At 73.9% G+C, this 16,911-nt stretch carries 15 protein-coding genes and 1 pseudogene; 7 read left to right on the plus strand and 9 right to left on the minus strand.

Annotated features, from left to right (window positions below):
• Nucleotides 1-28: 28 nt before the first annotated feature.
• Nucleotides 29-1,507: a penicillin-binding transpeptidase domain-containing protein gene (locus ACFYXU_RS01780; RefSeq protein ID WP_376510680.1), complete on the plus strand. Its 1,479-nt coding sequence runs from the start codon at nt 29-31 to the stop codon at nt 1,505-1,507.
• A 132-nt stretch (nt 1,508-1,639) separates the two neighbouring features.
• Here the strand turns inward: ACFYXU_RS01780 and ACFYXU_RS01785 are convergent, their stop codons facing one another.
• A complete protein-coding gene (locus tag ACFYXU_RS01785) occupies nt 1,640-2,452 on the minus strand; it encodes a hypothetical protein (protein WP_376510678.1) in 813 nt (270 codons plus the stop codon).
• 15 nt (nt 2,453-2,467) lie between these two features.
• Nucleotides 2,468-3,586 (minus strand): ferritin-like domain-containing protein, encoded by a 1,119-nt coding sequence (locus tag ACFYXU_RS01790; protein ID WP_329851593.1) that lies wholly within the window; start codon nt 3,584-3,586, stop codon nt 2,468-2,470.
• Between the two features lie 148 nt (nt 3,587-3,734).
• On the opposite strand from ACFYXU_RS01790, the gene ACFYXU_RS01795 reads away from it, so the two are divergent.
• The 4 genes and pseudogenes from ACFYXU_RS01795 to ACFYXU_RS01810 form a co-directional block, all read left to right on the plus strand.
• Nucleotides 3,735-4,457: a TetR/AcrR family transcriptional regulator gene (locus ACFYXU_RS01795; protein ID WP_361402457.1), complete on the plus strand. Its 723-nt coding sequence runs from the start codon at nt 3,735-3,737 to the stop codon at nt 4,455-4,457.
• A 27-nt stretch (nt 4,458-4,484) separates the two neighbouring features.
• Entirely contained in the window at nt 4,485-4,766 is a 282-nt protein-coding gene (locus ACFYXU_RS01800; RefSeq protein WP_329851596.1) for a hypothetical protein, read from the plus strand.
• A gap of 74 nt (nt 4,767-4,840) precedes the next feature.
• Nucleotides 4,841-6,349 carry an NlpC/P60 family protein gene (locus ACFYXU_RS01805; protein WP_389456206.1) on the plus strand — a complete coding sequence of 503 codons (1,509 nt, stop codon included), beginning with the start codon at nt 4,841-4,843 and terminating at the stop codon, nt 6,347-6,349.
• A gap of 116 nt (nt 6,350-6,465) precedes the next feature.
• A pseudogene (locus ACFYXU_RS01810) lies at nt 6,466-7,332 on the plus strand (MFS transporter); the annotation flags it as partial.
• A 314-nt stretch (nt 7,333-7,646) separates the two neighbouring features.
• Here the strand turns inward: ACFYXU_RS01810 and ACFYXU_RS01815 are convergent.
• The 6 genes from ACFYXU_RS01815 to ACFYXU_RS01840 are packed head-to-tail and all read right to left on the minus strand — an operon-like array spanning nt 7,647 to nt 14,081.
• Nucleotides 7,647-8,174: a DUF6584 family protein gene (locus tag ACFYXU_RS01815; protein WP_389408044.1), complete on the minus strand. Its 528-nt coding sequence runs from the start codon at nt 8,172-8,174 to the stop codon at nt 7,647-7,649.
• Nucleotides 8,175-8,227: 53 nt separating this feature from the next.
• Nucleotides 8,228-9,463 (minus strand): styrene monooxygenase/indole monooxygenase family protein, encoded by a 1,236-nt coding sequence (locus ACFYXU_RS01820; protein WP_389408043.1) that lies wholly within the window; start codon nt 9,461-9,463, stop codon nt 8,228-8,230.
• A gap of 53 nt (nt 9,464-9,516) precedes the next feature.
• Nucleotides 9,517-10,200 carry an ATP/GTP-binding protein gene (locus tag ACFYXU_RS01825; RefSeq protein WP_361402469.1) on the minus strand — a complete coding sequence of 228 codons (684 nt, stop codon included), beginning with the start codon at nt 10,198-10,200 and terminating at the stop codon, nt 9,517-9,519.
• Nucleotides 10,181-10,594, minus strand: coding sequence for a DUF742 domain-containing protein (locus ACFYXU_RS01830; RefSeq protein WP_376510722.1), 414 nt, complete (start codon nt 10,592-10,594; stop codon nt 10,181-10,183). Before ACFYXU_RS01830 ends, ACFYXU_RS01825 begins: the two co-directional genes overlap by 20 nt.
• A gap of 5 nt (nt 10,595-10,599) precedes the next feature.
• A complete protein-coding gene (locus ACFYXU_RS01835; RefSeq protein ID WP_329851602.1) occupies nt 10,600-11,091 on the minus strand; it encodes a roadblock/LC7 domain-containing protein in 492 nt (163 codons plus the stop codon).
• A complete protein-coding gene (locus ACFYXU_RS01840; protein ID WP_389408042.1) occupies nt 11,088-14,081 on the minus strand; it encodes a nitrate- and nitrite sensing domain-containing protein in 2,994 nt (997 codons plus the stop codon). Before ACFYXU_RS01840 ends, ACFYXU_RS01835 begins: the two co-directional genes overlap by 4 nt.
• A 372-nt stretch (nt 14,082-14,453) precedes the next feature.
• On the opposite strand from ACFYXU_RS01840, the gene ACFYXU_RS01845 reads away from it, so the two are divergent.
• Nucleotides 14,454-15,245 carry a hypothetical protein gene (locus tag ACFYXU_RS01845; protein WP_376510667.1) on the plus strand — a complete coding sequence of 264 codons (792 nt, stop codon included), beginning with the start codon at nt 14,454-14,456 and terminating at the stop codon, nt 15,243-15,245.
• A 46-nt stretch (nt 15,246-15,291) separates the two neighbouring features.
• Here the strand turns inward: ACFYXU_RS01845 and ACFYXU_RS01850 are convergent, their stop codons facing one another.
• Nucleotides 15,292-15,774: a MarR family transcriptional regulator gene (locus ACFYXU_RS01850; protein ID WP_329851606.1), complete on the minus strand. Its 483-nt coding sequence runs from the start codon at nt 15,772-15,774 to the stop codon at nt 15,292-15,294.
• Between the two features lie 236 nt (nt 15,775-16,010).
• Between ACFYXU_RS01850 and ACFYXU_RS01855 the strand changes: the two genes are divergently transcribed.
• Nucleotides 16,011-16,847 (plus strand): lysozyme, encoded by an 837-nt coding sequence (locus tag ACFYXU_RS01855; protein WP_376510665.1) that lies wholly within the window; start codon nt 16,011-16,013, stop codon nt 16,845-16,847.
• The last annotated feature ends 64 nt before the right edge of the window (nt 16,848-16,911 follow it).

Here is a 16,911-nt window from a genome sequence, read left to right on the forward strand (position 1 = left end):
GCCCCGTCCGTACGTCAGGAGGCCCGTGGTGATCCGGTACATCCGGCGGGCCGCCGCCCTCTGTCTGATCCTCCTCGTCGCGCTGCTCGTCAACGCCGCCCGGGTGATGGTCTTCGAGGCCGACTCCCTCGACGACAACCCGGCCAACCGCCGCATCGCGATCGACCGGTACGCCAAGCCGCGCGGCGCGATCGTCGTGGACGGCAGACCGGTGACCGGCTCCCGGGACAGCGGGCAGCAGCTCCGCTGGGAACGGACCTACTCCCAGGGGCCGTTGTACGCGCCGCTGACCGGCTACGCCTCCCAGACGTACGGCACGACGCTCGTCGAGAACGCCGAGGACGACATCCTCGCGGGCACCGACCCGATGCTGGCCCCGCTGCCCCTCTGGAACGACCTCACCCGGGGCCGGCAGCCCGGCGGCGACGTGGTGACCACGATCCGCGCCCCGATGCAGGAGGCGGCGTTCCGGGGCCTTGACGGCAAGCGGGGCGCGGTCGTGGCGGTCGAGCCGTCGAGCGGCCGGATCCTGGCACTGGTCAGCTCCCCCTCGTACGACCCCGGGGTGCTCTCCGGGACCGGGCAGGGGGTGAAGGACTCCTGGCGGCGGCTCAACTCCTCGCCGAACCAGCCGATGCTGAACCGGGCGCTGCGGCAGACGTACCCGCCGGGCTCCACCTTCAAGATCGTGACGGCGGCGGCGGCCCTGGACGCGGGGGTGGTGCGGGACGTGGAGGCGCCGACGGACACCCCGGACCCGTTCGTGCTGCCCGGCACCCGGCAGGTGCTGCCGAACGAGGCGACGGGCTGCGGCAACGCCTCCCTCGCGTACGCGATCCAGTGGTCCTGCAACACGGTGATGGCCGGGCTCGGGGTGGAGGTCGGCCTCACGGGGATGGTCGACGCGGTGCAGCGCTTCGGCTTCAACGACACGGGGCTGCGGGTGCCGTCCTGGGTGGCCAGGTCGAACTTCGACCGGGAGATGAGCCCGGACCAGCTGGCGCTGTCGTCGATCGGGCAGTTCGACACGACGGCGACGCCGTTGCAGATGGCGATGGTGGCGGCGGCGGTCGCCAACCACGGGGAGATCGCCCAGCCCTACCTCGTCGACCGCACGACGACCTCGGGCGGCTCGACCGTGGACCGGACGGGCCGCCGCAGCTACCGGCAGGCGATGAACCCGGCGACGGCGATGCAGCTCCAGCGGCTGATGCTGCGGGCCGTGGAGGACGGCACGGGGACGAACGCGGCGATCCCCGGAGCCCGGGTGGGCGGCAAGACGGGCACCGCCCAGCACGGCTTCGGCAACACGGGCACCCCGTACGCCTGGTTCATCGCCTGGGCGCAGGCGGAGGACTCGGCCCAGCCGGCGGTCGCGGTGGCGGTCGTCGTCGAGGACGCGGAGGCCTCCCGTACGGACATCAGCGGGGGCGGCAGCGCGGCGCCGATCGCGAAGGCCGTGATGGAGGAGGCCCTGCGGCTGGAGGCGGAGGCCCGGAATCCGTAGCCGGATCCTGCGCGGGCCCGGTCGGGGAGTTCCTGATCGGTCCGCCGGCCCCCGGCCGCCGGAAGAAGCGGCCCCCGGCCGAGTCGGGCGATCCGCCGCCGGATCGCCCCCGCCGGGCCCTCGCCCCCGGTGTCAGCCGATCGGCTTGCGGATCTCCGCGCGGATCTTGACCGTCTTCTCCGCGAGCGCGGCCAGGTCGATGTCCTTCGGGTCGGCCGTGGCCTCCCCGGCGGCGACGAGCGCGATGGCGGCGGCGGTGTTCTCGTCGGCCCAGGCGCACATGGGCAGCGTCGTCGCGCTGAGCCCGTCCTTCGAGGTGGTGACCTGACAGCTGACGGTCACGCCGGACCCTGCGGGGGTGAAGTCCCGGGGCCGGACGACGAGCGTGGAGCCCTTCTCGGTGGCGGCCCCCCTGAGGATGGCCGCCCGGGTCAGGCCGGGGACCTTGATCTGCCCGTACATCCCGGAGAGCACGAGGACGGACCCGTCCTTCCCGCTGTACTGCCCGACCGCCGCCTTCGCGTTCTTCACGGTGAGGTCGGGGGTGTCCTCGATCTCCTTGCCCTGGCTGTCGGAGAGGTCGGAGACCAGGGTGAACTCGCCGCCGAGGACGGTCCGCGCGACGACCAGCTTCTGGGTCGCCTCGGGGAAGGGGCCGGTGACGCCGTCGAACGCGGCCTTGACCCCGTAGCCGATGCCGCCGACCACGACCAGCGCGCCGAGGACGATGCCGACGATCACCCCGGTCGACATCTTCTTCTTCGGCGGCGGCCCCAGGGGCGGCTGCCCCCAGGCTCCCGCGCCCGGCCCGGGGTACTGCGGCGGGACGCCCTGGGGCGGGTACCCCTGCGGAGCCCCGAACCCGCCGGGCTGCGGCGGGGGCGGTAGGGGCCCGCCGTGCGGCTGCGGGGGCGGCGGGTTCTGCGGAGGCGGGGGCATGCTCATGACGGGCACGCTACGTCACGCCTGTGACACCTCCGCCGCCCCCTCCTCGATCGCGGCCTCCACCTCCGCGACCCGCTCGGCCTCCTCCGCCGCGAAGCGCTCCCGGTCCAGGGCCTCCGCGATCTCCTCGTCCTGACGCATCAGCAGGTCCAGGTTGGAGTCGCCCAGGTCGAAGACGCCCATGTCGAGGTAGGCCTTCTGGAGGCGCGCGCCCCAGAGGCCGATGTCCTTGACGCAGGGGACGATCCGGCTGAAGAGGAGCTTGCGGAAGAGGTGCAGGAACTCGCTCTGCTCGCTGAGCTCCTCGGCCTCCTTCCTGGGGATGCCGAAGTTCTCCAGGACCTCCACCCCGCGCAGCCGGTCGCGCATCAGGTAGCAGCCCTCGATAACGAACTCCTCGCGCTCCCGGAGCTCGGCGTCGGTCAGCTGCCGGTAGTAGTCGCGCAGCGCCATCCGGCCGAAGGCCACGTGCCGGGCCTCGTCCTGCATCACGTACGCGAGGATCTGCTTCGGCAGCGGCTTGTCGGTGGTGTCGCGGATCATGCCGAAGGCGGCGAGGGCGAGCCCCTCGATCAGGACCTGCATGCCGAGGTAGGGCATGTCCCAGCGGGAGTCGCGCAGGGTGTCGCCGAGGAGGCCCTGGAGGTTGTCGTTGACCGGGTAGAGCATGCCGATCTTCTCGTGGAGGAAGCGGCCGTAGATCTCGGCGTGCCGTGCCTCGTCCATGGTCTGGGTGGCCGAGTAGAACTTCGCGTCCAGGTCGGGGACGGATTCGACGATCCGGGCGGCGCAGACCATGGCGCCCTGCTCGCCGTGGAGGAACTGGCTGAACTGCCAGGAGGAGTAGTGCCGGCGCAGGTCGCCCTTGTCCTTCTCGGTCATCTTCGCCCAGTGGCGGGTGCCGTGGAGGGTGAGCACCTCGTCGGGGGTGCCGAGCGGGTCGTACGGGTCGACCTCGATGCCCCAGTCGATCCGGGTGGCGCCGTCCCACTGCTTGTCCTTGCCCTTCTGGTAGAGGGCGAGGAGACGGTCGCGGCCGTCGTCGTAGTCCCAGGAGAACCGGGCCGCTCCGGCGGCGGGCACCTCCCAGACGGGTCCGGCGGGGGCGTTCACGTAGAGGTCGTGCGTCGACACTGACGACTCCTTCCGTCCGTTTCCAGCAGGCTCACACGGTGGTAGACGGATCGTCAACAAGGCGTACGGGGACGATTTCCGGACCCGCCGGCCCTGCCGGGATCCGCCGCCCCACGGGGGGAGCCGCCCCGCGGTTACGCTGCGGTCCATGACGAGCGCCGCCACCCCCGCGTACCGCAGGCTCAGCGTCGAGGAGCGGCGCGGGCAGCTCCTGGAGACCGCCCAGGGGCTCTTCGCCCACCGGGCGCCGGAGGACGTCTCGCTGGACGACGTCGCCGAGGCGGCCGGCGTCTCGCGGCCCCTGGTCTACCGCTACTTCCCCGGCGGCAAGCAGCAGCTGTACGAGGCGGCCCTGCGCTCCTCCGCCGACGCCCTGAACCGCTGCTTCGCCGAGCCCCGGACCGGACCGCCCACCGAGCGGCTCGGCCGGGTCCTCGACCGGTACCTGGCCTTCGTCGACCAGCACGACGCCGGGTTCAGCGCCCTGCTGCGCGGCGGCAGCGTCGCCGAGACCTCCCGGACCTCCGCGATCGTGGACGAGGTGCGGCGGGCCGCCGCCGAACAGATCCTCGTCCACCTCGGGGCGGAGCGTCCCGGGCCCCGGCTGGGGATGCTCGTCCGGACCTGGATCGCCGCCGTGGAGGCGGCCTCGGTGATCTGGCTCGACGAGCAGGAGCGGTCGCCCGCGCGGGAGCTGCGGGAGTGGCTCGTCGACCATCTCCTCGCGCTGCTCGCGGCGACCGCGGCGGGCGACGCGGAGACGGCGGAGGTCGTGCGGCGGCTGCTCGCGCGGGAGACCCCCGAGGGGCCGGTCGCGCGGCTGGCCCGCCGGGTGATCCCGGTGGTGGGCGAGGCGGCGCGCCTGCTGTGACACGGCGGGCCGGGAGAGACTGTGGGGGTGAAGAGCGAGAACACCTCCTTCCGCGGCGGCCCCCTCGACGGCCGGACCCTGCCGATCCTGCTCGGCCCGATCGGGCATCCCCCGAAGTGGTACGAGATCCCGGTCCCGGCGCACGACGGGCACCCGCCGACCCTGCACACCTATCGGCGCGAGCCCTCGGGCTACACGAAGCGGCTCGGACTCCAGCGCGGCTGGGTCTACGTGTACGCCCCCGAGGGGCGGGAGCGGCGGGAGGTGAGGTGGCCGTGGTCGAAGCCGGCCCGGCGGCCGAACGAGTGACACGGCGAGGCGCGCCCCGATTCGTACGGTAATCGGATGAAGTGAGACGTCATCATCCCCGTGGAGGTGGTGACGTGACGCGAAGGCTGCCGCACGCGGTGCGCACGGTCCGCACGGTCCGCACGGGGGCGCTCGCCACGGCGACGGCGCTCACGGGGCTGCTGGCCGGACTGCTGACGGGCCCCCCGCCCGCCGCCGCGACCCCGGACCCGCCCGCGGACCCCCCGGCGGAGGCCCCGATCGCCTGGGCGGACCCGGCGGCGGAACCGGTGGGACCGGTGGACCCCGCCCGCCCGCCGACCTCCACCGCTTCGGATACCCCGGCCGCCTCGGCCCCTCTCGCCGCCCCGGCGCCTCCCGGGGCCTCGGAGACCCCCGGCCTGTCGGAGAACCCCGCCGCCTCTCCCTCCCCGTCCGCCCCTCCCGTGACCGCACCGCCCGGAGCGGGAGACGCCACCGCTCCCCCGGGGGGCGACACCGCCACCCCGCCCGCACCCCCCTCCGACGGCTCCACCACGCCCCTCGCCGAGGGCGACGACGCCGCCGCGCTCCCGCCCTCCGGCGGGGACTCCGTGGGCGCGCTGCTCACCCGGCTCCGGACGCTCTACCGGCAGGCCGAGGAGGCGACCGAGCGGTACAACGCCGCCGAGGAGGCGCTGAAGCTCCAGGCGGCCGACACCAAGAAGGTCACCGCTCGGCTCACCGCCGCGCGGACCGCGCTCGCCGAGGGCCGCGCCGCGGCCGGGCGGATCGCCCGGGACCAGTACCAGGGCCGGTCCGAGATCTCCTCGTACCTCCGGCTGCTCTTCGCCGAGGACCCCCAGTCCGCCCTGGACGAGGGGCACCTGATGGCCCGCGCCTCCCGCGAGCGGGCCACCGCCGTCACCCGGCTCACGAGCGCCGAGCGGCGGGCGGGCAGCCTCGCGAGCGCCTCCCGCAAGGCGCTCGACCGCCAGCAGGGGCTCGCCTCGGCGCAGCGCGTCCGGCGCGACGAGGTGCGGGCCCGGCTGCTCGACGTGGAGAAGCTGCTCGCCGGACTGTCGCCGGACCAGCTGGCGCGGGTGACCGAGCTCGAACGCGTCCAGACCGCCGGCGCTCAGCGCGAACTGCTCGACTCCGGGGTCCTGGACGGCCCGCGCACCCCCTCACGGGCGGGCGCGGAGGCGCTGCGCTTCGCGGTGGGGCAGATCGGCAAGCCGTACGAGTGGGGGGCGGAGGGCCCGGAGGCGTACGACTGCTCGGGGCTGACGCAGCGGGCCTGGGCGGCGGCCGGCCGGGAGCTGCCGAGGACCAGCCAGGAGCAGTGGGCGAGCCTGCCCCGGGTGCCGCTCACCGAGCTCCGCCCGGGGGACCTGGTCGTGTACTTCCCGGGCGCGACCCATGTGGCCCTCTACCTCGGCGGGGGTCTGGTGGTGCAGGCGCCGCGCCCCGGCGCGAAGGTGAAGGTGTCGCCGCTCGCGGCGAACCCGGTGCTCGGGGCCGTGCGGCCGGATCCGGCGGGGACGGCCCTGGAGGCGTACCGCCCGCCGGCACTCCCCGAGGGTGCCAGGGACGGCGGCGACGAGGGCTACGACCGGAGCTGAACTCCCCTTCCCCACCGCGCCCTTGCCTTCACACGTAATATCCAAGATGCTTCCGGAGTCCTTACCGAAGGCCGATCGCCGATGGCCGATCGCCAACCCGGACACGGAGCTCCGCCATGCCCAGATCGCTTCCGGACACCCGGCCCCGGCGCGCCCTCGCCGCCTCGAACTTCGTCAACGCCGTCGGCAGCGGGCTCTTCCTGACCGCCGGTGTCCTGTACTTCACCCAGGCCGTGCGGCTCCCGGCGGCCACCGTGGGGCTCGGGCTCGGCATCGCCGGGCTCCTGTCCCTGGCCGTGGGCATCGCCGTGGGGCACCTCGCGGACCGGCTCGGGGCGCGCGGGGTCTCCGTGGCCACCCTGACCGTGCAGGCGCTCGCCACGGCGGCCTTCGTCCTCGCCGACAGCTTCTGGCCCTTCGTGCTGGCCGTCTCCGCGGCCACCGGCGCGAAGGCGGCGGGGCTCGCCGCCCGGGCGCCGCTCATCCGGCACCACGGCGGGGACCGGCCCCAGGAGTTCCGCGCCCACCTGCGGGCGGTGACCAACGTCGGCATCTCCGTCGGCGCGCTCCTCGCCGGGTGGGCGGTCCAGGTCGGCACCCTCGGCGCCTACCAGGTCCTCGTGGCCGGGAACGCGTGCGCGTTCGCGGCCTCCGCCGCCGTCCTGTTCCTGGTGCCGCCGGTCGCGCCCGCCCCCACCACCCGAGGCCCCCGGTGGATCGCGCTGCGGGACCGGCCCTATCTGGCGCTCACCGCGCTCGACGGCGTGATGGCGATCCAGTTCAAGGTGCTCACCGTGGCGATCCCGCTCTGGCTCGTGTCATCGACCACGGCCCCGCACTGGCTCGTCTCCGGCACGATGCTCACCAACACCGTCCTGGTCGTCGGCCTCCAGGTGCGGGCGAGCCGGGGCGTCGTCTCGCCCCGGGCCGGTGGCCGCGCCTACCGGCGGGCCGGTGCGGCCTTCCTGGTCTCCTGCGCGCTCGTCCCGCTCTCCGCGGGGACGCGCGTCGCGGTCGCCGTCGTCCTGCTCCTGGCGGCCGTGGTCGTCCACACGGTCGGCGAGCTGTGGCACGCGGCGGGCGGCTTCGAGGTGTCGTACGCGCTCGCGCCGCCGCACGCCACCGGCCAGTACCTGGGCGTCTTCGGCCTGGGCGCCGGGCTCTCCGAGGCGCTCGGCCCCGGCCTGCTCATCGCCCTGTGCATCGGCTGGGGGCGCCCCGGCTGGTTCGCCGTGGGCGCCCTCTTCGCGGTGACCGGCCTGCTGACCCCACTCGTGGTGCGCCGCGCGGAGACCGGCTACGAGAAGAGGGCGAAGACGCCGATCACCCAGACCGCCACGAAGGCGACGGTCCCGGCCAGGCAGCCGAGGCCGGCCAGCACGCCTCCGACCGTCCAGCCGTCGCCGTCCGGCCCGTCCTCCTCAACCGCGTCCTCCCGGTAGGAGGCGGGCTCGTCCCAGTCGACCGGCCGCCCCAGCTCCGCGGCACGGGCGGCGCGCACCGCCGCCAGCCGCTCCTCGGCGCACACGGTGGCGGCAAGCGCCTCGGGCCCGCGCCAGGCGAGGGCCCGCATCCGCCGCGCGGGGGACCCGTACCGCTCCTCGAAGGCCGCGGTCTCCTCGGGGAACCGGTCCTCTTCGAGGTACATCCAGCGCCCCGCCTCGGCCGCGTCCCCGAACAGCCGGTACACCGCGGCGAGCCGGCGGCGCAGCGTCAGGTCGTGCGGGAACGAGGAGACGAGCCCGCGCAGCCGCTGACGCGCCAGGGGCACACGGCCGGCGGCGAGGTCCGCGTCCACGCGGGAGAGGGTGTTCTGCTGGGACATGCCCCCCATGATCGGGTCGGGGGGCATGCCGCTGCCAGTGAAATTCGCCCCGGTCAGCTCCCGGCGACCGAGGCCAGGTACGCGTTCGTCTTCTCCTCCTCGAAGAAGAAGTGCTCGAAGTCGGCCGGGTCGTCGAAGCCGTTCGCGAAGCGGTCGGCGACGGGCTGGAGCTGGCCGGCCGCGCCCAGGAGGTTCAGGACGTGCTCCGGCGGGGGCGCCAGCATGGCGTTCGTCCACTTGGTGACGTGCTGGGCCGTCTTCCAGTAGCGGGCGAAGGTGTCCCGCATCCAGGTCTCGTCGAAGGGCCTGTCGCCCTGCTCGACGATGGCGGCGAGGTACGCGGCGGCGCACTTCGACGCCGAGTTGGAGCCCTGACCGGTGATCGGGTCGTTGGCGACGACGACGTCGGCTACGCCGAGGACCAGGCCCCCTCCGGGGAGCCGGCCCACGGGGTTGCGGACGGTCGGCGCGTACCGGCCGGCGAGGGTGCCGCCCGCGTCGGTCAGCTCGACCTTGGTCGCCCGCGCGTACTCCCAGGGCGTGAACCTCTCCATCAGCTCCAGCGTCAGCGCCAGGTGCTCGGAGGGGTCCTTGATGCCGCGGAACACGTCGAGCGGGCCGCCGGGGACGCCCTCCCAGAAGAGGATGTCGGCGCGCCCGGTGGCGGTGAGGGTCGGCATGACGAAGAGCTCGCCGACGCCGGGGACGACGTTGCAGCGGACCGCGTCGAAGTCGGGGTGCTCGGGGCGCGGGCCGAGGCCGTGGACGTACGCGACGGCCAGGGCGCGCTGCGGCTCGCTGTACGGCGAACGGGACGCGTCCCGGCCGAACATGGAGACCAGCTCGCCCTTGCCGGCTGCGACCAGCACCAGGTCGTAGCCGCGGGCGAAGTAGTCCAGGTCGCCGACCGCGGCGCCGTGGATGACCAGCTGGCCGCCGCGCTGGGCGAAGGTGTCCATCCAGCCGGCCATCTTCACGCGCTGGTCGACGGACTGGGCGTACCCGCCGAGCTTCCCCACCCAGTCGATCAGGCGGCCGCCGTCGGGACCCGCGACGGAGACGCCGAGGCCCTCGATCCGCGGGGCCTGGGACTCCCAGAAGTTGAGGCCGAGGTCCCGCTCGTGCTGGAGGGCGGTGTCGAACATGCACTGGGTGGACATGACCCGGCCGTTGCGGATCTCGTCCGAGGTCCGGTTCGACATGAGGGTGACCTCGTACCCCCGCGACTGGAGTCCGAGGGCGAGCTGGAGGCCGGACTGGCCGGCGCCGACTATGAGTATCTTCCGCATGGGCGGGGCTCCTGGCGTGACAGGTCGAACGGTGTCGAACGGTGCGGGGCTGACTATTCGGGAGTGGCGTCGAGGGCGTGCGCGACCATCGCGAGCAGGCTCTCGACGACGCTGTACCGCTTGCGCGCGTCCATGATCACCACGGGCACGTGCGCGGGTACGGTCAGGGCCTCCCGGACGTCGTCCGCCTCGAACAGTTCGGTGCCCTCGAAGTGGTTGACCGCCACGATGTACGGCAGCCCGCAGCTCTCGAAGTAGTCGAGCGCGGGGAAACAGTCGGTGAGCCGACGGGTGTCGGCGAGCACGATCGCCCCGATCGCCCCGCGCACCAGGTCGTCCCACATGAACCAGAAGCGCTGCTGACCCGGCGTGCCGAAGACGTACAGCACCAGGTCGTTGTCGAGGGTGATGCGCCCGAAGTCCATCGCCACGGTGGTGGTGAGCTTGTCCGGGGTGGCGCTGAGGTCGTCGGTGTCCTCGCTCGCGCGGGTCATCAGCGCCTCGGTCTGGAGCGGGGTGATCTCCGAGACGGCGCGGACGAAGGTGGTCTTGCCCACGCCGAACCCGCCCGCGACCACGATCTTCGTGGCGATCGGGGCACGGGTGTGGTCGAGCTGCCAGTCCTGGGCGCCCTCTTCGGTGTCGGGCACCGGATCCTCGGGACCCGGCTGGGCGGGGATGCCGGCGACCGCCGGGGTTTCGGAGACGGCGGTGGCGTCAGAGACGACGGAGTCCACTCAGCACCCTTTCGAGGAGCGCGCGGTCGGGCTGGCCGGTGCCGTGACCGGTCCCGTACACACGGATCTTTCCCTGGTCGGCCAGGTCGCTGAGGAGCACCCGGACGACCCCCAACGGCATCTTCAGAAGCGCCGAGATCTCCGCGACCGTCCGCATCCGGCGGCAGATCTCGACGATGGCCCGCATCTCCGGCATCAGCCCGCGCGGCGCGGGCCCGCCGTCCGTCAGGACCTTGCGGGCGAGGGGCGCTTCGAGCGCGGCCACGAAGGTCTCGACGAGCAGGATGTGGCCGAAGCGGGTCCGGCCACCGGTCAGCGAGTACGGCCGCACCCGCGCGGGGCGCCGTGACTCGCCGCGCATCGGCAGCTTGAAGGCGTGCGAGGACGAGGACATCGCCGTCACTGGGTGCTCTCCATCGATTTGCGCAGCTCGCTGCGGACTTCGGGGGTGAGTACGTGACCGGCGCGGCCCACGAAGAGCGCCATGTGGTACGCCACGACGCTCATGTCGCAGTCGGGCGTGGCGTGCACGCCGAGCAGCGAGCCGTCGCTGATCGACATGACGAAGACGCTGCCCTCCTCCATCGCGACCATCGTCTGTTTGACGCCGCCGCCCTCCATCAGCCGGGCGGCGCCGATGGTGAGGCTGCCGATCCCGGAGACGATGGTGGCCAGATCGGCGCTGGAGCCGCGCGGCCCGTCGGGGCGGCCCGTCTCGGCGGCGGCCGTGCCGGCCTGCTGGGTGGCCGGGTCCGACGAGAGCAGCATCAGTCCGTCGGAGGAGACGACGGCCACCGAGCGGACACCCGGGACCTCCTCCACCAGATTCCCCAGCAGCCATTGCAGGTTGCGGGCTTCCGTGCTCAGTCCGAACGTTCCCGTCGCGGTCAACTCCGTGCCTCCTCGACTGTGTCCCCCGTCATCTCCTCTGTGCGTGTCGTGCTCGCGGCCTCGGTGCGCGCGGTGTCCAGCTCCGCCTCCACGTCGCGGCGCCCGGCCTTGGCGCCCTGGTGGAATCCGCCGAGCCTGCGGCGCAGCGCCTCCGCGTCCACGCCGCCCTGGCGGGGCGCGGTGGGGGCGGAGGGCTGGCGGACCACCTGCGGGGTGCGCTTGGGCAGCCCCTTGTCGGTGACCCGCTCCCACTGCGCGGGGCGCGGTCCGGGCACGGCTCCGTCGGCGGCGGGGTCCCCGGCCGGGTCCGGCTCCGGGACCGACGCCCGGTCGGGCGCGGGCGCGGGTGCCGGTGCGGGTGCCGGTCCCTGTGCCTGCGCCGGTGTCTGCGCCTGTGCCTGTGTCTGCGCTTCGGCGAGGTTCGGCTCGTCGTCGGCGCGCTCGTGGCGGTCGGGTTCCGGCGGCGGGTCGGGCAGCCGGACCTGGAGCGTGGTCTCGGAGACGGACTCGTACGGGGCCTCGCGGGGGGCCTCGTAGGCGGTCTCGCGGGGGGTCTCGTACGAGTCGTCGCGGGGTGCCTCGTACGAGTCCTCGCGGGGGGCCTCGTACGCGGTCCCGTACGGCGCTTCCGGCTCGGGCCCGGGCTCCGGGGCGTACACCGCCTCGGGGGCGTACGCGGCCTCCGGTGCGGGGGTCTGCTCGCGGGCCTGTTCCGTCTCCGCCGCCAGGAACGCGGCCTCCGCAGCCTCCACGAGCGGGTCGCGGTTCCGCGACGGCAGGGTGTTGGAGTTGGCCTCGGCGACCGAGCCGGGCAGTTGCAGCACGGGCCCGGTGCCCCGTACGGGCTCCGTCACCGACGTCGGCGGCGCGGTCGGCAGCAGGGGCAGCGGCAGGACCACGACGGCCGCCGTGCCGCCCGGCTTCTGCTCGCGCAGCTCGACGCGCACCCCGTGACGGGCGGCGAGGAGGGCGATGACGCGCATGCCGAGCCCCTCGCCCTCGAAGGCGTCCGGATCGGCCTCGGCCAGGCGCGCGTTGAGCTCGGCGGAGCGGGAGGCGGTCATGCCGATGCCCGCGTCCTGCACGGAGAGCATCACCTCGCCGCTCTCCAGGAGCCAGCCGGAGAGCTGGACCTCGGCGTCGGGCGGCGAGAAGGAGGTGGCGTTCTCCAGGAGTTCCGCGAGCAGGTGGCTCAGGTCGTCCGCGGCGAAGCCGGCGATCTGGGCGTGCGGCGGCAGGGACTGGATGGTGACCCGCTCGTACCGCTCGATCTCGCTGACGGCGGCGCGCAGCACGTCGACGAGCGGGACGGGCCCGGCGTGGCCGTGGACGTGCTCGTGACCGGCCAGGACGAGGAGGTTCTCGCTGTGGCGGCGCATGACGGTCGCCATGTGGTCGAGCTTGAAGAGGGTCGCGAGGCGGTCCGGGTCCTGCTCGCGCTCCTCCAGCTTCTCGATGACGCCGAGCTGCCGCTCGACGAGGCCGAGGCTGCGCAGCGAGAGGTTGACGAAGGTGTGGTGGACGGAGTTCCTGAGCCGCTCCAGGTCGGCGGTCAGGAGGGCGACGCGGCCCTGGAGGTCGGCGCGCTGGGCGGCGAGCTCGGCGGACGCGGCCTCCTTGGCGGCGGTCAGGTCGGCGCGCTCGTCGGTCAGCCGCTCGGTCTGCGCGGCGAGGCCGGAGAGCTTGCCGTGCAGGGCGTTGAGGGAGCGGACGACCTGGGCGAACTCGTCGTTGCGGCCGGTGAAGCGGACCGCTTCCTCGGTGTGCGGCTCGGGGGCGGCGGCGAGGCGTGCGGCGCCGAGGCGGAGCACGGCGAGCGGCCGGGTGAGGGTGCGGGCGACGTAGGTGGAGATGCCGATCGCCACGAGAAGGCAGCCGCCGAGGAAGGCGATGCGCAGTTCGAGGGCCTCGACGTCGTCGTCGCGGAGTGCGGCGAGCCGTCCGACGCGCTCGGTGGCGAGGGCGGACTCGACGCCGCGCATCTGCTCGACGCGGGCCGAGAGGGCGGACTCCAGGGCGGCCGGGTCCGTGCCGCGCTCGGCCTCGGTGAGCCGGGGCTGGTCGGTGAGCTGGGTGAGCGCCAGCTCGGCGCTCTTGACGTCGGGGCCGGTGACGGTGGCCGCGAGGGAGTCGCGGGCGGTGGCTCCGGCGGCCTGGTCGAAGTCGCCGAGGGCGGCGAGCTCGCGGACGCGGGCCTGCTGGGCGGCGGCGGTGAGGCCGTCGCGGGCGCGGTCGGCCTCGGCGGCGCCCGCGGGCTCGTCGGCGACGTAGGTGCCCGTCCGGGGGTCGTAGTGGACGCCCCCGTCGGACTCGGGCTGCGGCACGGAGAGCGCGCCGAGCAGCAGGCCCCGGGTGGCGGAGGCCTGTTCGACGGCGCGGCCGAGGGCGGCGGGGGCGCGGGTGGCCTCGGTGAGGGCGGCGTCGGAGGCGCGGGCCGGGGTCTTGTCGGCGAGCTCGTCGGCGAGGGCCTGGAGCTTGCCGATGACGTCCGAGTACGCCTTGTGGGCCTCCAGGGCCGTGCCCTTGCCGGTCAGCGCGGTGCGGCGGACGGAGGGGACCCCGGCGAGGTCGCGGCGGAGATCGGCGGAGGCGGCGGGGCGGATCTCGTCGATCTGGCGGTCGACGCGGGTGGAGCGCGCCTCGGTGATCCGCCGCTTCTGCTTCGCGTCGCCGCTCTGGTTCTCGCGTCCGGCGGCGACGTACGCCACGACCTCGTCGCGCTCGTCGGCGAGGGAGTGCGCGAGGGTGACGGCCTGCCGGTCGAGTTCGGCGAGGGTGACGAGGCGCTGGGACTCGGTGAGCTCGGTGGAGGCGGCGAGGATCGCGGGGGCTCCGGCGGCGAGGACGGTGACGCTCACCAGGGCGACGCCGGCGACCAGCCGGTTGCGGACACGCTTGGGCCGGCCGGCGGGGGCCTGCGGCTCACCGGGGTCCTGGCTCTGCGCGCCGTTGTTGCTCCGAGGCCGCTTCTTCTGCACCGGTGCTCGCATTCTTGATTCGTCCGCCGATGAAGCAGAGGTGACGGCCGGTCACATGGAGCGCCCCCACCCCCTGGTAAGGCTTCCGACCCTTCCAGCGCTTCCGGCAGGGGGGCGGGCATCGGCCGCTCCGCCACCCGAACGAGTGAACAACACTCCGTAGTTGGCGAACAACTTCCGACGGCGGTCGCCGACGGCCCGCGCGGGGCGCCGGTTGGATCTTCCGGGCGGGCTTTGGCAGGATGCCCGCCCGCAGTTCCCCGGAGGTGTCCCGTCCGCCCCGGGCTCCGGTTCCGCAGGGTTGGTACAGGCCTTTTCCGGTCATTTGCAGGTCCCGTGAAGGATTGCGCCGGGGAACCCACGGGGGCGGGCACACTGGGCGCCATGCGCAGCGAAGTCGCCTCCCTCCCCGGCAGCCCCGAACGCCCCAACGAGGACTGGGCGGCCACCGCCCTGCCCGCCTCGGGCGCCGGAGGGACGGTCGTGCTGCTCGACGGCGTCACACCGCCCGCCGGTGATGACGGTTGTGTGCACACGGTCCCGTGGTTCACCGCACGACTGGGCGGGGCTTTGACCGAACTGTCCGGTTCCCGCCGGGACATGACCCTGTCCGAGATCCTGTCGCACGCCATCCGGCGCACCGCGGACGCCCATCGCGACACGTGTGACCTTTCTCACGTGCGAACGCCGCAGGCGACCCTGGTCCTCGTCCGCTGGGACGAGGTGTCGGTCGAACACCTCGTCCTCTCCGACTCCGTGCTCCTCCTGGAGGACCCGGACGGAGCGGTGCGGGCCGTGCTCGACGACCGGCTCGACCGGGTGCCGGACGAGGTGCTGCGCTCGCTCGCGGCGACGGACCGGCTGCGGAACCGCGAGGGCGGCTTCTTCACCGCGGCGGCGGACCCGGCGGTGGCGGAGCGGGCGGTGACCGGGACGAGCCCCCGCGCGCGGGTGCGGGCGCTCGCCGCGCTCACGGACGGGGCGAGCCGCTGGGTGGAGCTGTTCGCCCAAGGGGACTGGGCGGACTGCTTCGGCGTGCTGCGCGAGGAGGGTGCGGCCGGCCTGCTGGGCCGGGTCCGGGCCCTGGAGGAGGCCGACGCGCGGGCGGGCGGGGTGCGCCGCTGGAAGCTGCACGACGACGCGACGGCGGTGTACGCGGAGCTGTCGGAGCGGTGACGTGCTGTACGCGGGGTCGTCGGACCAGTGAGGCACGCCCCCGGGCTCAGCCCTCCGACCGGAGGTTGAAGTGATTCAGGAGGCGGGCGAGTTCGGCGACCTCGGCGCGGTCCCAGTCGGCGAGTTTGCGGACGTAGCGTTCGCGCCGGGCGTCGCGGACGCTGCGGAAGCGGCTGCGGCCCTCCTCGGTGAGGCGGACCAGCGAGGCGCGGCCGTCGGCGGGGTCGGGGTCGCGGGCGACGAGCCCGAGATCCTCCAGGGCGCGGAGCTGGCGGCTCATGGTGGCTTTGCCGACGCCGAAGTACCCGGCGAGTTCGGTGGCCCGCTGGGGGCCCGCGTCGTCGAGGCGCACGAAGAGGCCGTAGGCGGCGGGCTCCAGTTCGGGGTGGACCTCGCGGGCCATCTCCCCGGACTGGGCGCGGGCGCGCCGCAGGAAGACAGCCAATTCCCGTTCGAGGGCGAGGAACTCCTGGTCCACTCCACCTCCGGCGGTGACCCTGCCTTCGTCTCCCGTACCGCTTCCGTGCACGTCAGCACCTCCCGCGCGCTTTCCGACCGCTGAAAGTTTCTTCCGGCGGCACCCATCGCCGCAGCTCCCCCAGTATTTCGCAGGCGTAGACCAACGGCGGCAACCAGGCCCCCTTCCGCCGGGCGGGTCTACGTGCGTAGCTTCTTGTCCGGCAGCCCTGAATGACATGTCCATTCCAGAACCCGTCACGGGTCCTGCCGCCACCGCTCCCCCACCGAGCCTTTCGGAGGCACGCAATGCGTGTGCACAGATCCGGAACGACCCTGGCCGGCGCCGCCCTCGCGACCCTGGCCCTCCTCCTCCCCCTCACCCTGCCCGGCACCGCCGCCGCGGCCCAGGACCCCGGCGCCCGGCAGGCGGCCCCCGCCCGGGGCTCCGCGTACATGGGCATGGGCGTGCTCGCCCACGACGGCCGGGGCCCCGTGTCCGGCGGCGCGTCCCTCGCCGCGCAGACGGAAGGCGTGGACGTCTCCAGCCACAACGGCAACGTGGCCTGGTCCACGCTGTGGAACAGCGGGGTCAAGTGGGCCTACGTCAAGGCGACGGAAGGCACGTACTACAAGAACACGTCCTTCGACCAGCAGTACACCGGCTCCTACAACGTCGGGATGATCCGCGGCACGTACCACTTCGCCACCCCGGACACCACGACCGGAGCCGCCCAGGCCGACTACTTCGTCAACAACGGCGGCGGCTGGTCCAAGGACGGCAGGACGCTGCCGGGCGTGCTCGACATCGAGTGGAACCCGTACGGCGCCGCCTGCTACGGCAAGTCGGCGGCCGGGATGGTCACCTGGATCCGGGACTTCGCGAACCGGTACCGGGCCAGGACGGGCCGCGACGCGGTGATCTACACGGCCACCAGCTGGTGGAAGCAGTGCACGGGCAACTCCGCGGCCTTCGGCTCCACCAACCCGCTGTGGATCGCGCGCTACGCCTCCGAGGTCGGCGAACTCCCGGCCGGCTGGGCGTACCAGACGATCTGGCAGTACACCTCCTCCGGCCCGACGGTCGGCGACCACAACCACTTCAACGGGGACTACTCGCGCGTGCAGGCGCTCGCCAACGGCTGACCCCTCGCCCGCTCCCCCCGCTCCCCCGCTTCACGACGGCCTCCCGGGCACACGGCTCCCGGGG

Origin of the sequence: Streptomyces sp. NPDC002232, assembly GCF_042890295.1 — a bacterium.
Classification (GTDB): domain Bacteria; phylum Actinomycetota; class Actinomycetes; order Streptomycetales; family Streptomycetaceae; genus Streptomyces.

Bases quoted from the DNA above. Each gene is read 5' to 3' on its own strand.
- ACFYXU_RS01815 (WP_389408044.1), bottom strand. From the start codon at position 8,174: ATGTCCCAGCAGAACACCCTCTCCCGCGTGGACGCGGACCTCGCCGCC.
- ACFYXU_RS01840 (WP_389408042.1), bottom strand. From the start codon at position 14,081: ATGCGAGCACCGGTGCAGAAGAAGCGGCCTCGGAGCAACAACGGCGCG.
- ACFYXU_RS01795 (WP_361402457.1), top strand. From the start codon at position 3,735: ATGACGAGCGCCGCCACCCCCGCGTACCGCAGGCTCAGCGTCGAGGAG.
- ACFYXU_RS01845 (WP_376510667.1), top strand. From the start codon at position 14,454: ATGCGCAGCGAAGTCGCCTCCCTCCCCGGCAGCCCCGAACGCCCCAAC.
- ACFYXU_RS01830 (WP_376510722.1), bottom strand. From the start codon at position 10,594: ATGTCCTCGTCCTCGCACGCCTTCAAGCTGCCGATGCGCGGCGAGTCA.
- ACFYXU_RS01785 (WP_376510678.1), bottom strand. From the start codon at position 2,452: ATGAGCATGCCCCCGCCTCCGCAGAACCCGCCGCCCCCGCAGCCGCAC.
- ACFYXU_RS01855 (WP_376510665.1), top strand. From the start codon at position 16,011: ATGCGTGTGCACAGATCCGGAACGACCCTGGCCGGCGCCGCCCTCGCG.
- ACFYXU_RS01820 (WP_389408043.1), bottom strand. From the start codon at position 9,463: ATGCGGAAGATACTCATAGTCGGCGCCGGCCAGTCCGGCCTCCAGCTC.